The organism is Acidovorax carolinensis (genome assembly GCF_002157145.1).
GTDB classification, from domain to species: domain Bacteria; phylum Pseudomonadota; class Gammaproteobacteria; order Burkholderiales; family Burkholderiaceae_C; genus Acidovorax; species Acidovorax carolinensis.
The window spans coordinates 612,599-631,985 of record NZ_CP021361.1; the positions used below are offsets into that span (position 1 = coordinate 612,599).

Annotated in this window: 14 protein-coding genes and 2 pseudogenes; all 16 read left to right on the forward strand. The window is 66.1% G+C overall.

Features of this window, described 5'->3' with window-relative positions:
- Positions 1-72 precede the first annotated feature (72 nt).
- The 16 genes and pseudogenes from hslU to ftsZ all read left to right on the forward strand — a co-directional run bounded on the left by hslU (position 73) and on the right by ftsZ (position 19,199).
- Positions 73-1,398, forward strand: coding sequence for an ATP-dependent protease ATPase subunit HslU (hslU, locus tag CBP34_RS02930; protein ID WP_094097257.1), 1,326 nt, complete (start codon positions 73-75; stop codon positions 1,396-1,398).
- A 304-nt stretch (positions 1,399-1,702) separates the two neighbouring features.
- Positions 1,703-2,131, forward strand: a complete 429-nt coding sequence (gene mraZ / locus CBP34_RS02935) for a division/cell wall cluster transcriptional repressor MraZ (RefSeq protein WP_086926582.1) — start codon at positions 1,703-1,705, stop codon at positions 2,129-2,131.
- An 8-nt stretch (positions 2,132-2,139) separates the two neighbouring features.
- The gene (gene rsmH, locus CBP34_RS02940) at positions 2,140-3,069 is read left to right on the forward strand and encodes a 16S rRNA (cytosine(1402)-N(4))-methyltransferase RsmH (RefSeq protein ID WP_094099036.1); all 930 of its coding nucleotides are present in this window, start codon (positions 2,140-2,142) and stop codon (positions 3,067-3,069) included.
- Positions 3,066-3,371 carry a cell division protein FtsL gene (gene ftsL, locus CBP34_RS02945; protein WP_086911322.1) on the forward strand — a complete coding sequence of 102 codons (306 nt, stop codon included), beginning with the start codon at positions 3,066-3,068 and terminating at the stop codon, positions 3,369-3,371. The genes rsmH and ftsL overlap by 4 nt, the downstream gene beginning before the upstream one ends.
- Positions 3,368-5,112: pseudogene (locus CBP34_RS02950) on the forward strand (peptidoglycan D,D-transpeptidase FtsI family protein). Before ftsL ends, CBP34_RS02950 begins: the two are co-directional and overlap by 4 nt.
- Entirely contained in the window at positions 5,112-6,677 is a 1,566-nt protein-coding gene (locus CBP34_RS02955; RefSeq protein ID WP_094097258.1) for a UDP-N-acetylmuramoyl-L-alanyl-D-glutamate--2,6-diaminopimelate ligase, read from the forward strand. The pseudogene CBP34_RS02950 and the gene CBP34_RS02955 overlap by 1 nt, the downstream one beginning before the upstream one ends.
- Positions 6,604-8,025: a UDP-N-acetylmuramoyl-tripeptide--D-alanyl-D-alanine ligase gene (locus tag CBP34_RS02960; RefSeq protein WP_094097259.1), complete on the forward strand. Its 1,422-nt coding sequence runs from the start codon at positions 6,604-6,606 to the stop codon at positions 8,023-8,025. The genes CBP34_RS02955 and CBP34_RS02960 overlap by 74 nt, the downstream gene beginning before the upstream one ends.
- Positions 8,026-8,055: 30 nt before the next feature.
- Positions 8,056-9,234: a phospho-N-acetylmuramoyl-pentapeptide-transferase gene (gene mraY, locus CBP34_RS02965; RefSeq protein ID WP_086913916.1), complete on the forward strand. Its 1,179-nt coding sequence runs from the start codon at positions 8,056-8,058 to the stop codon at positions 9,232-9,234.
- Positions 9,231-10,979, forward strand: coding sequence for a UDP-N-acetylmuramoyl-L-alanine--D-glutamate ligase (gene murD / locus CBP34_RS02970; protein ID WP_094097260.1), 1,749 nt, complete (start codon positions 9,231-9,233; stop codon positions 10,977-10,979). Before mraY ends, murD begins: the two co-directional genes overlap by 4 nt.
- The gene (gene ftsW, locus CBP34_RS02975) at positions 10,976-12,241 is read left to right on the forward strand and encodes a putative lipid II flippase FtsW (RefSeq protein ID WP_094097261.1); all 1,266 of its coding nucleotides are present in this window, start codon (positions 10,976-10,978) and stop codon (positions 12,239-12,241) included. The genes murD and ftsW overlap by 4 nt, the downstream gene beginning before the upstream one ends.
- A complete protein-coding gene (murG, locus tag CBP34_RS02980; protein ID WP_094097262.1) occupies positions 12,238-13,302 on the forward strand; it encodes an undecaprenyldiphospho-muramoylpentapeptide beta-N-acetylglucosaminyltransferase in 1,065 nt (354 codons plus the stop codon). The genes ftsW and murG overlap by 4 nt, the downstream gene beginning before the upstream one ends.
- On the forward strand, positions 13,299-14,732 hold the full coding sequence (gene murC / locus CBP34_RS02985) for a UDP-N-acetylmuramate--L-alanine ligase (RefSeq protein WP_094097263.1): 1,434 nt from the start codon (positions 13,299-13,301) through the stop codon (positions 14,730-14,732). The genes murG and murC overlap by 4 nt, the downstream gene beginning before the upstream one ends.
- Positions 14,729-15,742 (forward strand): D-alanine--D-alanine ligase, encoded by a 1,014-nt coding sequence (locus CBP34_RS02990; protein WP_094097264.1) that lies wholly within the window; start codon positions 14,729-14,731, stop codon positions 15,740-15,742. Before murC ends, CBP34_RS02990 begins: the two co-directional genes overlap by 4 nt.
- The gene (locus CBP34_RS02995; RefSeq protein ID WP_094097265.1) at positions 15,739-16,527 is read left to right on the forward strand and encodes a cell division protein FtsQ/DivIB; all 789 of its coding nucleotides are present in this window, start codon (positions 15,739-15,741) and stop codon (positions 16,525-16,527) included. Before CBP34_RS02990 ends, CBP34_RS02995 begins: the two co-directional genes overlap by 4 nt.
- Positions 16,528-16,577: 50 nt before the next feature.
- Positions 16,578-17,807 carry a cell division protein FtsA gene (ftsA, locus tag CBP34_RS03000; RefSeq protein ID WP_086911332.1) on the forward strand — a complete coding sequence of 410 codons (1,230 nt, stop codon included), beginning with the start codon at positions 16,578-16,580 and terminating at the stop codon, positions 17,805-17,807.
- 151 nt (positions 17,808-17,958) lie between these two features.
- Positions 17,959-19,199: pseudogene (gene ftsZ / locus CBP34_RS03005) on the forward strand (cell division protein FtsZ).
- Positions 19,200-19,387 lie beyond the last annotated feature (188 nt).

Here is a 19,387-nt window from a genome sequence, read left to right on the forward strand (position 1 = left end):
TTGCTATATTATTCATAGCTGTTTGCGCTTGATTGATAAGCGTTGCGGCCATTTTTGACTGTGGATTCATCTATGTCGTCCATGACCCCCCAGGAAATCGTTTCCGAACTCGACAACCACATCGTTGGCCAGGCCAGCGCCAAGCGCGCCGTGGCCATTGCGCTGCGCAACCGCTGGCGCCGTCAGCAGGTCGAGGGCAGCCTGCGCCAGGAAATCACGCCCAAGAACATCCTCATGATCGGGCCCACGGGCGTGGGCAAGACCGAGATCGCCCGGCGCTTGGCGCGCCTGGCCGATGCGCCCTTCATCAAGGTGGAGGCCACCAAGTTCACCGAAGTGGGCTACGTCGGCAAGGATGTGGATGCCATCATCCGCGACCTGGCCGAAATGGCCGTCAAGCAGACGCGCGAGTCGGAAATGAAGAAGGTGCGCACCCGCGCCGAAGATGCGGCCGAAGAGCGCATTCTGGACGTGCTGATCCCGCCGGCCCGCGCCGCGGCAGGCGCCGAGCCGGCCAGCGACAGCACGGCACGCCAGGTGTTTCGCAAGAAGCTGCGCGAAGGCGGCCTGGACGACAAGGACATCGAGATCGACCTGGCCGAGAGCCGCCCCCAGTTGGAACTGATGGGCCCGGCGGGCATGGAGGAAATGACCGAGCAGTTGCGCGGCATGTTCAGCCAGATGGGACAGGACAAGCGCCGCGCGCGCAAGCTCAAGATTGCCGAGGCCCTGAAGCTGCTCATCGAGGAGGAGGCCGCCAAGCTGGTGAACGAGGAAGAGATCCGGGCCCGCGCCATTGCCAATGCCGAGCAGAACGGCATCGTGTTCATCGACGAGATCGACAAGGTGGCGGCGCGCCAGGAGACCAGTGGCGCCGACGTGTCGCGCCAGGGCGTGCAGCGCGACCTGCTGCCACTGGTGGAGGGCACCACGGTGTCCACCAAATACGGCATGGTCAAAACGGACCACATTCTGTTCATCGCCTCCGGCGCGTTCCACCTGTCCAAGCCCAGCGACCTGATTCCCGAACTGCAGGGGCGCTTTCCGATCCGGGTGGAACTTGAATCCCTTTCGGTGCAGGACTTTGAAGCCATCCTCACGCAGACCCACGCCTCGCTGGTCAAGCAATACCAGGCGCTGCTGGCCACCGAGGGCGTGACGCTTGAATTTCTGCCCGAAGGCATTACGCGCCTGGCGCATATCGCCTTCGATGTGAACGAGCGCACCGAAAATATCGGTGCGCGCCGCCTGGCCACCGTGATGGAGCGGCTACTCGACGACGTGAGCTTCGACGCGGCCCGCCTGTCCGGCCAGACGGTGACCGTGGACGCGGCCTATGTCGACACACGCCTGCAAACCCTGAGCCAGGATGAAGACCTGTCGCGCTACATCCTTTGAGAACAATGCTCACGATCTCGCCCCGGCCGCGGGCAGATCGTGAATGCGTTCCAGCCCGGTTTGCCTTCAGGTAACACTTCCATAGGCAGTTCTAAGTGCTTATTGGGTAAAGGATTTTGTCGTTTTCGTTCCTGCGAAATCGCTGCTAAGTCCTTGATTTCATTGCAAAAGTTTGTTGCACACCCCCTTGTTTGGCGCGCTTTTCCTGCTACAGTGCAAAAAAGTGCAATTAAGTGGTGAAAAGTGCCCTTGAACTCCGATATCCGGGTTTGAGGGGCCATCGCCCGAATAGGGGAATCGGTCCGTGTTTCAAGGTGCCTCGTCGCTGAGTCTCGATGCGAAAGGTCGGCTGTCTGTGCCGACCCGGCATCGTGACGTCCTGAGCGCGACGGCTGCCGGCCAACTCACGATCACCAAGCACCCCCACGGCTGCCTGATGGTGTTTCCCCGCCCGGAGTGGGAAAAGTTTCGCGAACGCATCAGCCAGCTACCCATGTCCGCCCAGTGGTGGAAGCGCATCTTCCTGGGCAACGCCATGGACGTGGAGATGGACGCCACCGGCCGCGTGCTGGTGTCGCCCGAGTTGCGCGAGGCGGCCGGCATTGCCAAGGACGCCATCCTGCTGGGCATGGGCAACCATTTCGAACTGTGGGACAAGGCCACGTACGACGCGCAGGAAGCGCAGGCCATGCAGGGCGAAATGCCCGATGTGTTCAAGGATTTCTCTTTCTAAGGCCCGTGGTGACCCCTGATCTGCAACACACCACCGTCCTGCTTGATGAAGCGGTCGACGCGCTGCTGGGCGGTGCGGGCCGCGAGCCCGCCGGCACCTGGGTGGATGCCACCTTTGGCCGGGGAGGGCATTCGCGCCGCATCCTGCTGCGGCTGGGGCCGCAAGGGCGCCTTGTGGCCTTTGACAAGGACCCCGAAGCCATCGCCGAAGCAACGCGCATCACCGATGCGCGTTTTTCCATTCGGCACGAAGGTTTTCGCCATCTGGCGGATTTGCCGCCGGGCAGTGCGGCCGGGGTGCTGATGGACCTGGGCGTGAGCTCGCCCCAGATCGACAGCCCCGGGCGCGGCTTCAGTTTCCGTTTCGACGGCCCGCTGGACATGCGCATGGACACCACGCGTGGCGAGAGCGTGGCCCAGTGGCTGGCCACTGCCGAGGTTCAACAGATTGCGGAGGTGATACGTGACTACGGTGAAGAACGGTTTGCTGGCCCCATTGCAAAGGCGATTGTTGCTCGGCGCGAGGAACGGGGCCCCCTTGCGACCACCGCCGAGCTGGCCGATCTCGTGGCTGGTGCGGTCAAAACCCGCGAGTCGGGCCAGAACCCTGCAACGCGCACATTTCAGGCTTTACGGATTTTCATCAACGCTGAACTTGAAGAGCTGCAACAAGCACTAGAAGCCAGCCTGCATGTGCTGCAGCCCGGTGGCCGGCTGGTGGTCATCAGTTTTCATTCACTCGAAGACCGCATCGTCAAGCAGTTCATTGCGCAGCATTCCAAGGACGTGTACGACCGCCGCGCGCCCTTTGCCCCGCCCAAGGTCATGAAGCTGGTCGCGCTGGACCGCGTCAAGCCCAGCGCGGCCGAAGTGGCGGCCAATCCCCGTTCGCGCAGCGCCATCATGCGCGTGGCCGAGCGGACGGAGGCACCGGCATGACCCGGCTCAGCCTCGTCCTGCTGGTGGCGGTCATGGCCAGTGCCCTGTATCTGGTGCATACGCAGTATGAGTCGCGCCGCCTGTTCACCCAGCTGGACCGGGCCGTTGCCGAGTCGCGCCGGCTGGAAACCGAGCACCAGCGGCTCCAGGTGGAAAAGCGCGCCCAAGCCACGCCGTTGCGGGTGGAAAAACTGGCGCGGGCGCAGTTGCACATGCGCACGGCCACTCCGGCCATCACCCAGTATGTGGCCGACCCTGCCGGTGCCAATGGCTCCACGATCGTTTCGGGGGTGCAGCCATGAGCCGCAGCGTGCTCTACACCTCCAGCCCGCTGCTGGCCAGCAAGACGCCCGTATGGCGCAGCAAGTTCATCGTGGCCATGATTGCGCTGGGCTTCGTGGGCTGGGCGCGCGCGCGGCTTATGTGCAGGTGTTCGGCAACGCATTTTTTCAGCGCCAGGGCGAAGTGCGCTTCGCGCGCACGCTCGAATTGCCGGCCAACCGGGGCAAGATCCTCGACCGCAACGGGCTCATCCTGGCATCCAGCGTGCCGGCGGCCAGCATCTGGGCCATTCCCGAAGACGTCGAGCAGGACAAGCCCGAGGTGCGCGCCAAGCTCAAGCAACTGGCCCGTCTGCTTGACATGCCCCTGGCCGAGCTGAACGCCAAGCTGGCCGACGAAGACAAGACGTTTGTCTGGATCAAGCGCCAGCTCGACTGGGACATTGGCCAGCAGATCACGGCCCTCGACATCAAGGGCATTTACCAGCGCAAGGAATACAAGCGCCAATACCCCGAGGGCGAAGCGGCTGCGCATGTGGTCGGCTTCACCAATGTGGAAGACAAGGGCCAGGAGGGCATGGAGCTGGCCTTCAACAGCGAGCTGGCCGGGCGCGCCGGCTCGCGCCGCGTGATCAAGGACCGCCTTGGCCGAGTGGTCGAAGGCGTGGGCGAGACCGTGCCGCCGGTGGATGGCCGCGACATGCAGCTGTCCATCGACAGCAAGGTGCAGTTTTTCGCCTACCAGAAGCTGCGCGACCAGGTCGCTGCCCACAAGGCCAAGGCGGGCAGCGTGGTGGTGCTCGATGCGCACACGGGCGAGCTGCTGGCCCTGGCCAACTACCCCAGCTACGTGCCCGACAAGCGCCAGAACCTCACCGGCGAGCAGCTGCGCAACCGCGCGCTCACCGATGTGTTCGAGCCGGGCTCGACCATCAAGCCCATCACGGTGGGCATTGCGCTCGAAAGCGGCCGCGTCAAGCCCGAGACCGTGATCGACACCTCCCCTGGGCGTCTCACGATCACGGGCTCCACCATCAGCGACACGCACAGCTATGGCGCGTTGACGGTGGAGGGAGTGATCCAGAAATCGAGCAACGTGGGCACCACCAAGATCGCCATGCAGCTGCCCGCGCGCGAGATGTGGGAAACCTTCTCGGCCGTTGGCTTTGGCCAGAAACCGCAGATTGCATTTCCGGGGGCGGTGAGCGGGCGTTTGCGGCCCTATAAAACCTGGCGCCCCATCGAGCAGGCCACCATGTCCTATGGCTATGGCCTCTCGGCCAGCCTGGTCCAGATGGCGCGCTCATACACCGTGTTTGCCAACAGCGGGCGCGTCATTCCCGCCACCATGCTCAAGACCAACGAGCCCCCGGTGGGCGTGCCCGTGTTCTCCGAGCGCACGGCCGACCAGGTGCGCAAGATGCTGCAGATGGCCGCTGGCCCCGGCGGCACGGGGCAAAAGGCGCAGACGGTGGGCTATTCAGTGGGCGGCAAGTCGGGCACGGCGCGCAAGCAGGTCGGCAAAAACTACGCCGCCGGCAAATACCGCGCCTGGTTCACCGGCCTGGCGCCCATCGACAAACCGCGCATCATCGTGGCCGTGATGATCGACGAGCCCAGCAACGGCCAGGTGTATGGCGGCCTCGTGGCAGCGCCGGTGTTCAGCGAAGTGGTGCAGCAGACCCTGCGCATGATGGGCGTGCAGCCGGACATGGCCGTCAAGCCGCAGATCGTCACCAATGGCGTGGAGGAGTCGCTGTGATGCATACGCTGACCTCGTCCCAAGATGCCGTGCAGTGGTTGCGCGAGCGCGTCACCGGCACCTTGCAGACCGACAGCCGCCTGGTGGCACCCGGCGACGGATTCATTGCCTGGCCCGGCGCCGCGACCGACGGGCGCTCCCATGTGGCCGATGCCCTGGTGCGCGGTGCGGCGGCATGCCTTGTGGAGCAGGCGGGTGTGGAGGCGTTCGGTTTCACGGGCGATCACATCGCCGCAGTGCATGGTCTCAAGGCCGCCACCGGGCCCATTGCCGCGCAGTGGTTCGACCGCCCCACCAGGCAACTCGCCGTGCTGGCCGTGACGGGCACCAATGGCAAGACCAGCACGGCGTGGTGGCTGGCGGGTGCCTGGAATTCGCTATCAAATAAAGAGCTTTATGCGCAGACTGGCTGTGCGCTGGTGGGTACTTTGGGCATGGGGGTGCCGCCCGCCCTCGAATCCACGGGCATGACCACGCCCGACCCGGTGCGCCTGCAGCGCGCGTTTCGCGAATATGCCGACCAGGGGCTGGGTGCTTGCGCCATCGAGGCGTCCTCCATCGGATTGGCGGAGGCACGCCTCGCGGGCACGCAGATTCGCGTGGCCATCTTCACCAATTTCACCCAGGACCACCTCGACTACCACGGCAGCATGGCCGACTACTGGCTGGCCAAGCGCGCCCTGTTCGCCTGGCCTGGTCTGCAGGCGGCCGTCATCAACGTGGACGACCCGGCCGGTGCGCAGCTGCACGCCGAACTGACGGGTGGTGCGCTTGATCTGTGGAGCATCTCCGCTCAGGGGCCGGCGCGGTTGGTGGCGCAGGACATCGCCCTGGGCGACCAGGGACTGCGCTTCACCGTGGTGGAGGGCTCGCAACGGCAGCAGCTGCAGACCCGCGTGATCGGCCACTACAACGTGCTGAACCTGCTGGGCGTGCTGGCCACGCTGCGCAGCCAGGGCGTGCCGCTGGCTGATGCCGCGCGGGCCTGTACCGGCCTGCAACCCGTGCCCGGCCGCATGCAGCGGCTGGTGGCGCCGGGGCAACCGCTGGTGGCGGTGGACTATGCCCACACCCCCGACGCTCTGGACAAGGCCTTGCAGGCGCTGCGCCCGCTGGCCGTGGAGCGCGGCGGCCAGCTGTGGTGTGTGTTCGGCTGTGGCGGAGACCGCGATGCCGGCAAGCGCCCGCTGATGGGCGCCGTGGCGCAGCAGCATGCCGACTGGGTGGTGGTGACCAGCGACAACCCGCGCAGCGAAGAGCCTGTGGCCATCCTGCACCAGATCCTGCAAGGCACGATTGCCGGCGAGACGGTTCGGGCCGAACCTGATCGTGCAGCCGCCATTGCGCTGGCTATCGGCGAGGCCGATGCGGCCGATGTGGTGCTGATCGCCGGCAAGGGCCACGAGGACTATCAGGAAACAGCCGGCGTGCGCCGGCCGTTTGACGACATGGCGCAGGCGCAGGCAGCGCTGGCCGCCCGGGAGCCAGCACATGGGCATGATGAACCTGCAGCAGGCGCTGGAATGGATTCAACGCAGCATTCCCGAGGCCCGCCTGGTGGGTGACGGAGCAACACCCCTGGCACGCGTGCATACGGACACCCGCACGCTGCAGCCGGGCGACCTGTTCGTGGCGCTCAAGGGCGAGCGCTTTGATGCCAACGCCTTCCTGGCGGACGCCCGCACTGGCGGCGCCGTGGCGGCCATCGCCCACGGCGGGCTCGAAGCCGCCGGGCTGCCCGGCATCGAGGTGCCCGACAGCCTGGCCGCGCTGGGTGCGCTGGCTGCCGGGTGGCGTGCCCAGTTCAGCCTGCCGCTGATTGGCATCACGGGCAGCAATGGCAAGACAACGGTGACGCAGATGGTGGCGTCCATCCTGCGCGCCTGGAAGGGCGAAGCCGCGTTGGCCACGCAGGGCAACTTCAACAATGACATCGGTGTGCCCCTGACACTGCTGCGCCTGCGCGCAGAGCACGCCGCCGCGGTGATCGAGATGGGCATGAACCATCCCGGCGAAATCGCCACCCTGGCTGCTATCGCGCGGCCCACGGTGGCCCTCGTCAACAACGCGCAGCGCGAGCATCTTGAATTCATGCACACGGTGCAGGCCGTGGCAGAGGAAAACGGCTCGGTGTTGGCGGCATTGCCTGTCGAGGGCGTGGCCGTGTTTCCTGCCGGCGATGCCTACACCGCCCTGTGGGCTAGCCTGGCGGCACCGCGCCGGTGCATCACTTTTGGCGAGGCTGGCGACGTGCAGTGTCGGCGCGCCAGCTGGCAGCAGGGCGCCTGGGCGGTGGAGATGGCCACGCCGGCCGGTGCGCTGTCGTGCACGCTGCAGATTGCGGGCCAGCACAACGTGACCAATGCGCTGGCGGCTGCCGCCTGTGCCTTGGCGGCGGGGGCTCCGCTGGATGCCATTGCGCGTGGCCTCAGTGCATTCAGCCCCGTCAAGGGGCGCTCACGCGCCCTCAGCGTGCGGCAGTCGGGCCGCGACATCACCGTGGTGGATGACACCTACAACGCCAACCCCGATTCCATGCGCGCCGCCATCGACGTGCTGGCTGCATTGCCCGCGCCGCAGCTGCTGGTGATGGGTGACATGGGCGAGGTGGGCGACCAGGGGCCGCAGTTCCATGCAGAAGCCGGCGCCCACGCGCGTGCGGCGGGCATTGCGCAACTGTATGCGCTGGGTGCGCAATCGGCGAACGCCGCCCGGGCCTTCGGCACGGCGCGGCATTTTGACAACATGGCATCGCTGCAGTCGGCGGTGCTGCAGGCGCTGCCCCAGGTGGGCAGCGTGCTGGTGAAGGGATCGCGGTTCATGAAGATGGAACAGGTGGTGGAGGCCATGGTTGCCGCCGCAGAACAAAAAGAAAACGTCCACCCGGAGGCGCGCCATGATGCAAGCCACTGATGCCCGCCGCACCCCGCACGGAGGTGCCGCATGCTGCTGATGCTGTCGCAATGGCTGCAGGGCCTGTCGCCCGAGTTCGGGTTTTTCCGCGTGTTCCAGTACCTCACCTTCCGCGCCGTGATGGCCGCCATGACGGCGCTGCTCATCGGCCTGGTGGCGGGCCCCAAGGTGATCCGCGTGCTCACCTCGCTCAAGATCGGTCAGCCGATCCGCGGCTATGCGATGCAGTCGCACCTGTCCAAGAGCGGCACGCCCACCATGGGCGGCGTGCTCATCCTGCTGTCGATTGCCATCTCGACCCTGCTGTGGTTTGACCTGTCCAACCGTTTTGTTTGGATCGTGCTGCTGGTCACGCTGGGTTTTGGCGCCATTGGCTGGGTGGACGACTGGCGCAAGGTGGTCAACAAGGACCCTGAGGGCATGCGCTCGCGCGAAAAGTATTTCTGGCAGTCGGTGATCGGCCTGGTCGCGGCGCTTTACCTGGTGTTCAGCATTTCCGAGAGCTCCAATGCCAAGGTGCTGGAGCTTTTCATCAGCTGGGTGCGGTCGGGCTTCTCGCTCGACCTGCCGCCCAAGGCCGGCCTTCAGTTGCCGTTCTTCAAGGAAGTGAGCTACCCGCTCGGTGTCCTGGGCTTTGTCATCCTCACCTATCTCGTGATCGTGGGGTCGAGCAACGCCGTGAACCTGACCGACGGCCTGGACGGCCTGGCCATCATGCCGGTGGTGATGGTGGGCTCGGCGCTGGGTGTCTTTGCCTATGTGACCGGCAGTTCGGTCTATTCCAAATACCTGTTCTTCCCGCACATCCCCGGCTCGGGCGAGCTGCTGATCTTTTGCGCCGCCATGGCCGGTGCGGGCCTGGCCTTTCTGTGGTTCAACGCGCATCCGGCCCAGGTGTTCATGGGCGACGTGGGTGCGTTGGCGCTGGGCGCGGCCCTGGGCACCATCGCCATCATCGTGCGCCAGGAAATCGTGCTGGCCATCATGGGCGGCATCTTCGTGGTCGAGGCCCTGTCCGTGATGTTGCAGGTGACCTGGTTCAAGTACACCAAAAAGCGCTATGGCGAAGGCCGGCGCCTGCTGAAGATGGCGCCGCTGCACCACCATTTTGAAAAGAGCGGCTGGAAGGAAACGCAGGTGGTCGTGCGCTTCTGGATCATCACCATGCTGCTGTGCCTGGTGGGGCTTTCAACCCTGAAACTGCGATGAGCACCGACGACCCCCTCCTGCCCGGCCAACCCCCGGCCGCGCCTTCCGAGGCAGGGGCCGGTGCGCCCGCCATCTCTGCCGCCCAGGCGGCGGCTGATTTTGTGGCACAGATCTTTGCCGAGGTGGCTGCGCCCGAGCCCGGCCCTGCGCAGTTGCCTCAGCAGCCTGCAGACGCTGCAGAGCCGGCGCAAGAATCCGCCGAGCCCGTGGGCCGCCCGGGTGAGGGCATGAAGCCGCTGCAGGACCAGAACATCCTCATCCTCGGCCTGGGCGCGTCGGGCCTGGCCATGGCGCGATGGTGCGTACGCTGTGGGGCCCATGTCACCGTCGCCGACACGCGGCAGGCCCCGCCCCAGCTGGCCGCATTGCAGCAGGAATTGCCTCAAGTGCGTTTCGTGGCCGGGGAATTCGGCGCCCATCTGGTAGAGGGGCAGGGCCTGCACGCGGTGTACCGCTCGCCGGGGTTGAGTCCTGCTTCGGTTGCTCCTGTATTCGTAGCTGCCAGCGCAATGGGAGTAAGCACTGGGGGCGAATTGAGTCTTTATTCCATGGCCCTGGATGCGCTGCGCACAGCGCATGGCTATGCGCCGGCGGTGCTGGCCATTACCGGCACCAACGGCAAGACCACGGTCACCTCGCTCACGGGCCAGCTGGTGGAGCGCGCGGGCAAGACCGTGGCCGTGGCGGGCAATATCGGCCCGACGCTGCTCGACACGCTCAGCGAGCACATCGACGCGGGCACGCTGCCCCAGGTGTGGGTGCTTGAGCTGTCGAGCTTTCAGCTCGACGGCGTGACGGGTTTCGAGCCCACCGCCGCCACGGTGCTCAACATCACGCAGGACCACCTGGACTGGCATGGCGACATGCAGGCCTATGCCGGCGCCAAAGCACGCATCTTTGGCCAGAGCGCGGTGATGGTGCTCAACCGCGACGAACCGGCCGTGATGGCGATGCTGCCGCCGCCGGTGAAGGTCAAGCTGCAAAAGCCGCAGCAGCGCACGCACCGTACTTTTGGCGGCGACATGCCGCGGCGTCCGGGCGACTTCGGCATCGAAATGGTCAGCGGCATGGCCTGGCTGGTGCGCGCCCTGGAGTCGGATGAAACCAGGAAGCGCGGCCGCAATGACGACGCAGAGCTGCACATCCAGCGCCTGATGCCGGCCGATGCACTGCGCATTCGCGGGCGCCATAACGCCATCAACGCACTGGCGGCACTGGCGCTGGCCTGCGAGGCCGGCTGCGCGCTGTCCCTCATGCTGTACGGCTTGCGCGAGTACCGTGGCGAGCCGCACCGCGTGGAGCCGATCGGCATGGTGTCGGGCGTGGAGTATTTTGACGACAGCAAGGGCACCAATGTGGGCGCCACGGTGGCGGCGCTGACCGGCCTCGGGGCGGATCGCCGCATCGTGGTCATCCTCGGGGGCGAGGGCAAGGGGCAGGACTTCTCGCCGTTGGCAGCGCCGGTGGCGCGCCATGCGCGGGCGGTGGTGCTGATGGGTCGGGACGCGCCGTTGATCCGTGCGGCCCTGCAAGGCACCGGGGTTGCTCTGGTCGACGCGCAGACGCTGCCGCAGGCCGTGCAGCTGGCCGCGCAGCACGCCCACCAGGGCGATGCGGTGCTGATGTCACCCGCCTGCGCCAGCTTTGACATGTTTCGCGACTACGAACACCGTGCCCAGGTGTTTTGTGACGCCGTGCGCACGCTGGCCCATGACGCCGGGCAGGAACTGGAGGGCATGCAATGACCACCGCCACCGGTGCATGGCCGCGCGTCACCGCCTGGCTCAAAGGGCTCTCGGGCAAGGCTGCCGATGTGCTGCCGGTGCGCGTGGGCGGCACCGACTACCGCCCAACCCGCAGCACGCCCGCTGCCGTGCTGGGTTTTGACCAGGCCCTGCTGTGGGTGGTGGTGGCGCTGCTGGCCTGGGGGCTGGTGATGGTGTATTCGGCCTCGATCGCCATGCCGGACAACCCCCGTTTCGGCAAGATCGCCGCCACCCATTTCCTGATGCGCCATGTGTTTGCCCTGGTCATCGGTTTTGTGGTGGCGCTGCTGGCGTTCCAGGTGTCCATGGCCACGTGGGAGCGCGTGGCGCCCTGGCTGTTCGTGGTGTCCATCGTGCTGCTGGTGGCGGTGCTGATTCCGCATGTGGGCACGGTGGTCAACGGCGCGCGGCGCTGGCTGTCGCTGGGCATCATGAACTTCCAGCCCTCGGAACTGGCGAAGTTTGCCGTGCTGATCTATGCGTCCGACTACATGGTGCGCAAGATGGATGTGAAAGAGCGCTTCTTTCGCGCCGTGCTGCCAATGGGCGCGGCCGTAGCCATCGTGGGCGTGCTGTTGCTGGCCGAGCCGGACATGGGCGCCTTCATGGTGGTGGCCGTGATCGCCATGGGCATCCTGTTTCTGGGCGGCGTCAATGCCCGCATGTTCTTCCTGATCGCGGGAGTGCTGGTGGCGGCCTTCGGCGTGATGATCGCCACCTCGCCCTGGCGGCGTGAACGCGTGTTCGCCTACCTCGACCCCTTCAGCGAAGAGCACGCGCTGGGCAAGGGCTACCAGCTCTCGCACTCGCTCATTGCCATCGGGCGTGGCGAGATCTTTGGCGTGGGCCTGGGCGGCAGTGTCGAAAAACTCCACTGGCTGCCCGAGGCGCATACCGACTTCCTGCTGGCCGTCATTGGCGAAGAGTTTGGCCTGGTAGGCGTGCTCACGCTCATCGTGCTGTTCGTCTGGATGACGCGCCGCATCATGCACATCGGCCGCCAAGCTATCGCCCTGGACCGCGTGTTCGCCGGGCTGGTGGCGCAGGGCGTGGCCATCTGGATCGGCTTTCAGGCCTTCATCAACATGGGCGTGAACCTGGGCGCGCTGCCCACCAAGGGGCTGACGCTGCCGCTGATGAGCTTTGGGGGGTCTGCGATCCTGATGAACCTTGTCGCTTTGGCAGTGGTTCTGAGGGTTGACTATGAGAATAAATTGCTCATGCGCGGAGGCCGGGTATGACGCAGAAAACAGCGCTCATCATGGCGGGCGGCACGGGCGGCCATATCTTCCCGGGTCTCGCGGTTGCCGAAGAATTGCGCGCGCGCGGCTGGCGCGTGCACTGGCTGGGCGCACCGGGCAGCATGGAATCGCGCATCGTCCCGCAGTACGGCTTTCCGCTCGAACTGATTGATTTTTCCGGTGTGCGCGGCAAGGGCTTGGTGACGCTGGCGTTGCTGCCGCTGCGGTTGTTGCGCGCCTTCTGGCAGGCGCTGCAGGTGGTGCGCCGCGTCAAGCCCGATGTGGTGGTGGGCCTGGGCGGCTACATCACCTTCCCGGGCGGCATGATGGGCGTGCTGTGTGGCAAGCCCCTGGTGCTGCACGAGCAGAACTCGGTGGCCGGCATGGCCAACAAGGTGCTGGCCGGTGTGGCCGACCGGGTGTTCACCGCGTTTCCGGGCGTGCTCAAGAAAGCCCAGTGGGTGGGCAACCCGCTGCGCGCGGCGTTCACGCGCCAGCCTGGTCCCGCCGAACGTTTTGCTGGTCGCAGCGGCCCGCTGCGCCTGCTGGTGGTGGGTGGCAGCCTGGGCGCGCGCGCCCTCAACGACATCGTGCCGCAGGCCATTGCGCTGATGCCTGCTGGACAACGCCCCACCGTGGTCCACCAAAGTGGAGCCACGCAGATCGAGGCGCTGCGCGCCAACTATGCCGCGGCCGGGGTCGAGGCGGAACTGACGCCTTTCATCGACGATACCGCCAGCGCCTTTGCGGCGGCCGACATCATCGTCTGCCGCGCCGGTGCCAGCACCGTGACCGAAATCGCCGCCGTGGGGGCCGCGCCCCTCTTTGTACCCTTCCCGTCGGCCGTGGACGACCACCAGACCACCAACGCGCAGTTCCTCGTGAACGCCGGTGGCGGCTGGCTGGTGCAGCAACGTGACCTGACGCCCGAGGGGTTGTCTGAAATGCTATTGAAATTGGAGCGATCCACGCTGATGGATGTAGCGCTCAAGGCCAAAAACATGCAAAAAATCAACGCCACCCGTGAAGTGGTGACTGCCTGCGAGGAGCTTGCCGCATGAAGCACGCCATTCGCCACATCCATTTCGTCGGCATAGGCGGCGCCGGCATGAGCGGCATCGCCGAGGTGTTGTTCAACCTGGGCTACCGCATCTCGGGATCCGACCTGGCTGACAGCGCCACGCTGCGCCGCCTGCAGGGCCTGGGCATCCAGACCTGCCTGGGCCATGCGGCCGCGCACATCGAGGGCGCGGATGCCGTGGTCACTTCCACCGCCGTCACGGCCGACAACCCCGAGGTGCTGGCTGCCCGCGAAAAGAAGATTCCGGTGGTGCCGCGCGCCCTCATGCTGGCCGAGCTGATGCGCCTCAAGCAGGGCATCGCCATCGCCGGCACGCATGGCAAAACCACCACCACCAGCCTCGTGACCAGCGTGCTGGCCGAGGCGGGGCTCGACCCCACCTTCGTGATCGGCGGGCGACTCAATAGCGCGGGCGCCAATGCCAAGCTGGGCAGTGGCGACTACATCGTGGTCGAGGCCGACGAGTCCGACGCGTCGTTTCTGAACCTGCTGCCCGTGATGGCGGTGGTGACGAACATCGATGCCGACCACATGGAAACCTATGGGCACGACTTCGGTCGGCTCAAGAAGGCATTTGTCGATTTCCTGCACCGCATGCCGTTTTATGGCACCGCCATCCTCTGCGTGGACAGTCCGGCGGTGCGCGACATCCTGCAGAGCGTGACCTGCCCGGTCACGAGCTACGGGTTTTCGCAAGACGCCCAGGTGCGCGCCATCAACGTGCAGGCAGCGGCGGGACAGATGCGCTTCACGGTGCAGCGGCGCAACGGCGTCACGCTGCCCGACCTGGAGGTGGTGCTCAACCTGGCGGGCGAGCACAACGTGCTCAACGCCCTGTCGGCCATTGCCGTGGCCGTGGAGCTGAACATTCCGGACGACGCCGTGCAGCGCGCGCTGGCTGGTTTCAAGGGCGTGGGCCGGCGCTTTCAGCGCTATGGCGAGCTGCCCGCCAAGGACGGTGGCCAGTTCACGCTGATCGACGACTACGGCCACCACCCCGTCGAGATGGCCGCCACGCTGGCGGCAGCGCGCGGTGCCTTCCCCGGGCGCCGGCTGGTGCTGGCGTTCCAGCCGCACCGCTACAGCCGCACGCGCGACTGCTTTGAAGATTTCGTGAAGGTCATCGGCAGTGCCGACGCAGTGCTGCTCACCGAGGTCTATGCCGCCGGTGAAGCGCCCGTGGTGGCGGCCGACGGCCGGGCGCTGGCGCGTGCGCTGCGCGTGGCCGGCCGGGTGGAGCCGCATTTCGTGGACAGCGTGGCCGACATGCCCCAGGTCATTGCCGACAACGCCCGGGATGGCGACGTGGTGATGTGCATGGGCGCGGGCTCGATTGGTGCCATGCCCGCAAAGGTGGTTGAGTTGCTACAAAATAATGAGCTGTTGCCGCAGGCAGGGAGGGCGCAATGAACACATTTGGTTCCAAAATCGATGCGCACGCGCTGGGCAAGGTGGCGGTGCTGATGGGCGGCGCGTCGGCCGAGCGCGATGTGTCGCTGATGTCCGGCCGCGGCGTGCTGCAGGCGTTGCGCTCGCGCGGCGTGGATGCCCACGCGTTCGATCCCGCACACAACGATCTGGGCGAACTCAAGCGCGGCGGCTATGACCGCTGCTTCATCGCCCTGCACGGGCGCCATGGTGAGGACGGCACGGTGCAGGGTGCGCTGGAGCTGCTGGGCATTCCGTACACCGGCCCCGGCGTGATGGCGTCCAGCATGTCGATGGACAAGATCATGACCAAGCGCATCTGGCGTGCCGAGGGCTTGCCCACGCCCGACTGGCGCCTCGTGGCCAGCGGCGAAGAAACCGCCCTGGCCTTGCAGGCGCTGGGCGCACCCATGATCATCAAGCCCGCGCGCGAGGGCTCGACCCTCGGGTTGAGCAAGGTCACGTCGCCCGAGCAGTGCGAGCAGGCCTACCTGCTGGCATCGAAATACGACCCCGAGGTGCTGTGCGAGCAGTTCATCGAGGGCGACGAAACCACCTGCCCGGTGCTGGGTGAAGGCGCCGGCGCCTGCGCGCTGCCGGTGATCCGCATCGTGGCGCCGCAGGGCAACTACGACTACCAGAACAAGTATTTCACCGACGACACCAAATACCACTGCCCGAGCGGCCTGCCCGAGGCGGAGGAGCGCGAGATCCAGCGTCTGGTGGTGCAGGCCTTCCGTTCGCTGGGCTGCCGCGGCTGGGCGCGGGCCGACATCATGATCCGCGCCAGCGATCGCAAGCCCTTTTTGCTGGAGATCAACACCTCGCCGGGCATGACCGGGCATTCGCTGGTGCCCATGTCGGCACGGGCCGTTGGCATCAGCTACGAAGACCTGTGCGTCGGCGTGCTCGCCACGGCCACACTCGACACGCCGCCAGGCGCCACGCTGAGCCCGGCGCAAGGCCAGCCCCAGGAGGCCGTCACGCCATGAACCAGTCGCTGCCCGCACCGCTGGACGTCAAGCTCATGAACCTGACTGCATCGGTCTTGTTCCTGTGCTGCGTGCTGCTGTTGCTGGCAGCGGGGGCGCGCTGGGTGCTGCGCTATCCCGGTTTTTCGGTAGCCCGCATCGTGGTCCAGGGTGAACTGGTGCACAACAACGCCGTGACCTTGCGCGCCAATGTGGCGCCGCAACTGGTGGGCAACTTCTTCACCCTCGACCTGCGCGCCGCGCGCACGGCCTTCGAGCAGGCGCCCTGGGTGCGCAAGGCCCTGGTGCGGCGCGAGTTTCCGGGTGGCCTGCGCGTGGTGCTGCAGGAACACGATGCGGTCGCCTACTGGGGGCCCGACACGGGCGCGGCGCTGGTTAACAGCCAGGGCGAGGTGTTTGAAGCCAATGTGGGCGATGTGGAGCAAGAGGGCTTGCCCCGGCTGGTGGGCCCCCAGGGTAGCTCGGCCCAGGTGCTGCAGATGCATGGCCTGCTGCAGCTGGTGTTCGAGCCGCTGGGCATGGCGGTGGACGAACTGGAGCTCACGGGCCGAGGTGGCTGGCGCGCCACGCTCGACAGCGGTGCCGTGCTGGAGTTGGGGGGCGGCACGCCGCAGGAGGTGGTGGAGCGCACGCAGCGCTTTGCCCGCACGCTGACGCAGGTGGCGGCGCAATACCAGCGCCGCGCCGACGCGCTGGAGTCGGCCGACCTGCGCCATGCCGGGGGCTACGCACTGCGCCTGCGCGGGGTGACCACCGTGACCGCGCAAGCGGCTGCAAAAAAATAGCCGCGGGGAGCGGACGCGACTGGACAGAACAATGAAGGGCAGACACTGATATGGCAAGAGAATACAAAGACGTGGTGGTGGGGCTGGACATCGGCACGGCCAAGGTCATGGCCGTGGTGGCCGAGGTGCTGCCCAATGGCGAACTCAAGCTCGCCGGCCTGGGCGTGGCCCCGAGCAACGGCTTGAAGCGCGGCGTGGTGGTGAACATCGACGCCACCGTGCAGAGCATTCAGCAGGCGCTGAAAGAAGCTGAGCTGATGGCCGACTGCAAGATCCAGCGCGTCTACACCGGCATCACCGGCAGCCATATCCGGGGGCTCAATTCGAGCGGCATGGTGGCGGTGAAGGACAAGGAAGTGACTGCGGCCGATGTGGCGCGGGTGGTCGAAACCGCCAAGGCCATCAACATCTCGAGCGACCAGCGCCTCTTGCTGGTGGAGCCGCAGGAATTCGTGATCGACGGGCAGGACGTGAAAGAGCCCATCGGCATGAGCGGCATCCGCCTGGAAGCCAAGATCCACATCGTGACCGGCGCCCAGAGCGCCGCCGAGAACATCATCAAGTGCGTGCGCCGCTGCGGCCTGGAGGTCGAGCAGCTCATGCTCAATCCGCTGGCATCGAGCCAGGCTGTGCTGACCGATGACGAGCGCGAACTGGGCGTGGTGCTGGTGGACATCGGTGCGGGCACGACCGACGTGGCCATCTTCACCGGTGGCGCCATCCGCCATACCGCGGTGATTCCGATTGCGGGCGACCTCATCACCAGCGACATTGCCATGGCGCTGCGCACGCCCACCAAGGACGCTGAAGACATCAAGGTCGAAAGCGGCTATGCCAAGCAACTGCTGGCCGATCCCGAGGCCCAGGTGGAAGTGCCCGGCCTGGGCGACCGCAGCCCGCGCATGCTGAGCAAGCAGGCGCTGGCTGGCGTGATCGAGCCCCGGGTGGAAGAAATCTTCTCGCTCGTGCAGCAGGTGGTGCGCGAGTCGGGCTATGAAGAGGTGCTGTCCTCGGGCATCGTGCTCACGGGCGGCAGCTCGGTGATGCCCGGAATGATCGAGCTGGGCGAGGACATCTTTTTGAAGCCCGTGCGCCGTGGCATCCCCAAGTATTCCAGCGCCCTGTCGGACATGGTGGCCCAGCCCCGTGCCGCCACCGTGATGGGCTTGCTCGAAGAAGCGCGACTGGCCCGCCTGCGCGGCTACAAGGTGGCGCAAAAGAGCGGGTCCATGAAGACCGCGTTCGGGCGCTTCAAGGATTTCATCGTGGGGAATTTCTGACCATGAAATACCCACTCTGGCTGGCGCGTGGTAGCCCCCATCAGACTTCGCGAGAGCGATGGCGATGTACCGGACCGCCATATGTTCCTCGAAGCCGGCCCCCTTTCCCCCATTGGCAATTGCATACGAATTTAGAAACAGGAGCTCCAACATGACCATCGAAATGATCGAAGCCGAAGAATTCAACCAGGGCACCCAGATCAAGGTGATCGGTGTGGGCGGCGGCGGCAGCAACGCCGTCGAACACATGATTGCCCGCAGCGTGCAGGGCGTCGAATTTGTCAGTGCGAATACCGACGCGCAGGCGCTTACCCGCAGTTCGGCCCACCGCACCATCCAGCTCGGCCAGAGCGGCCTGGGCGCGGGTAGCAAGCCCGACAAGGGCCGCGAAGCCGCCGAAGCCGCGGTGGACGACATCCGCGCCGCCATCTCGGGCGCGCACATGCTGTTCATCACCGCCGGCATGGGCGGCGGCACCGGCACCGGCGCCGCACCCGTGATTGCGCGCGTGGCCAAGGAAATGGGCATCCTCACTGTCGGCGTAGTCACCAAGCCCTTCGACTGGGAGGGCGGGCGCCGCATGAGCAATGCCGACAACGGTCTGGCCGAGCTCGAAGCCAATGTCGATTCGTTGATCGTGGTGCTCAACGAAAAGCTGCTCGAAGTGCTGGGTGATGACATCACCCAGGACGAGGCGTTTGCCCATGCCAACGACGTGCTGAAAAACGCCGTGGGCGGCATTGCCGAAATCATCAACGAATACGGCCATGTGAACGTCGACTTCGAAGACGTGCGCACCGTGATGGGCGAGCCCGGCAAGGCCATGATGGGCACGGCCACGGCCAGCGGCCCGACCGCGCCCGCATCGCCGCCGAGCAGGCCGTGGCCTGCCCGCTGCTTGAGGGCATTGACCTGTCGGGCGCCAAGGGTGTGCTGGTGCTGGTCACCGCCGCCAAGGGCAGCCTCAAGCTCTCCGAATCGCGCCTGGCCATGAGCACCATCAATGCCTATGCCTCGCCCGATGCGCATGTCATCTACGGCGCTGCCTACGACGACAGCCTGGGCGACGAGATCCGCGTGACCGTGGTGGCCACGGGCCTGTCGCGCCCCAACGCACGCCGCCAGCCCATTTCGGTCGTGCAGGGCGGTCTGCGCACCGGCACGGACAACATGGCCTACCAGATGCCCATGGCCACCACCGCTGGCCTGGGCGGTGCCGTGGGTGTGGCCGGCGGCATGGTGGGTGGCTCGCAGGCCGACTACGGCGGCATGTCGGTGCCCAGCGTCTGGCGCACCAACCGCACGCAGGCAGCAGCCCGCGTGGATGCACTGTCTTCCGGCGGCATGGACGATCTGGAGATTCCGGCTTTCCTGCGCAAACAGGCCGATTGATAGAGGACAACCCCCTGTGGCGCTTCGCGCCTTCCCCCTTCTCTCGTCTCGCTGCGCGATGCGGGAAGGGGGACGACGCCAGCGCTGCGGGCGGCCCTTGCGCGGCGTCTCTGGTTGGGGCGCGCGCTGATTTCAGGCGTTCCGTTTTCTATCAGGGTCATAGGAAGGCCCTCGTGCTTCCTGCGGGG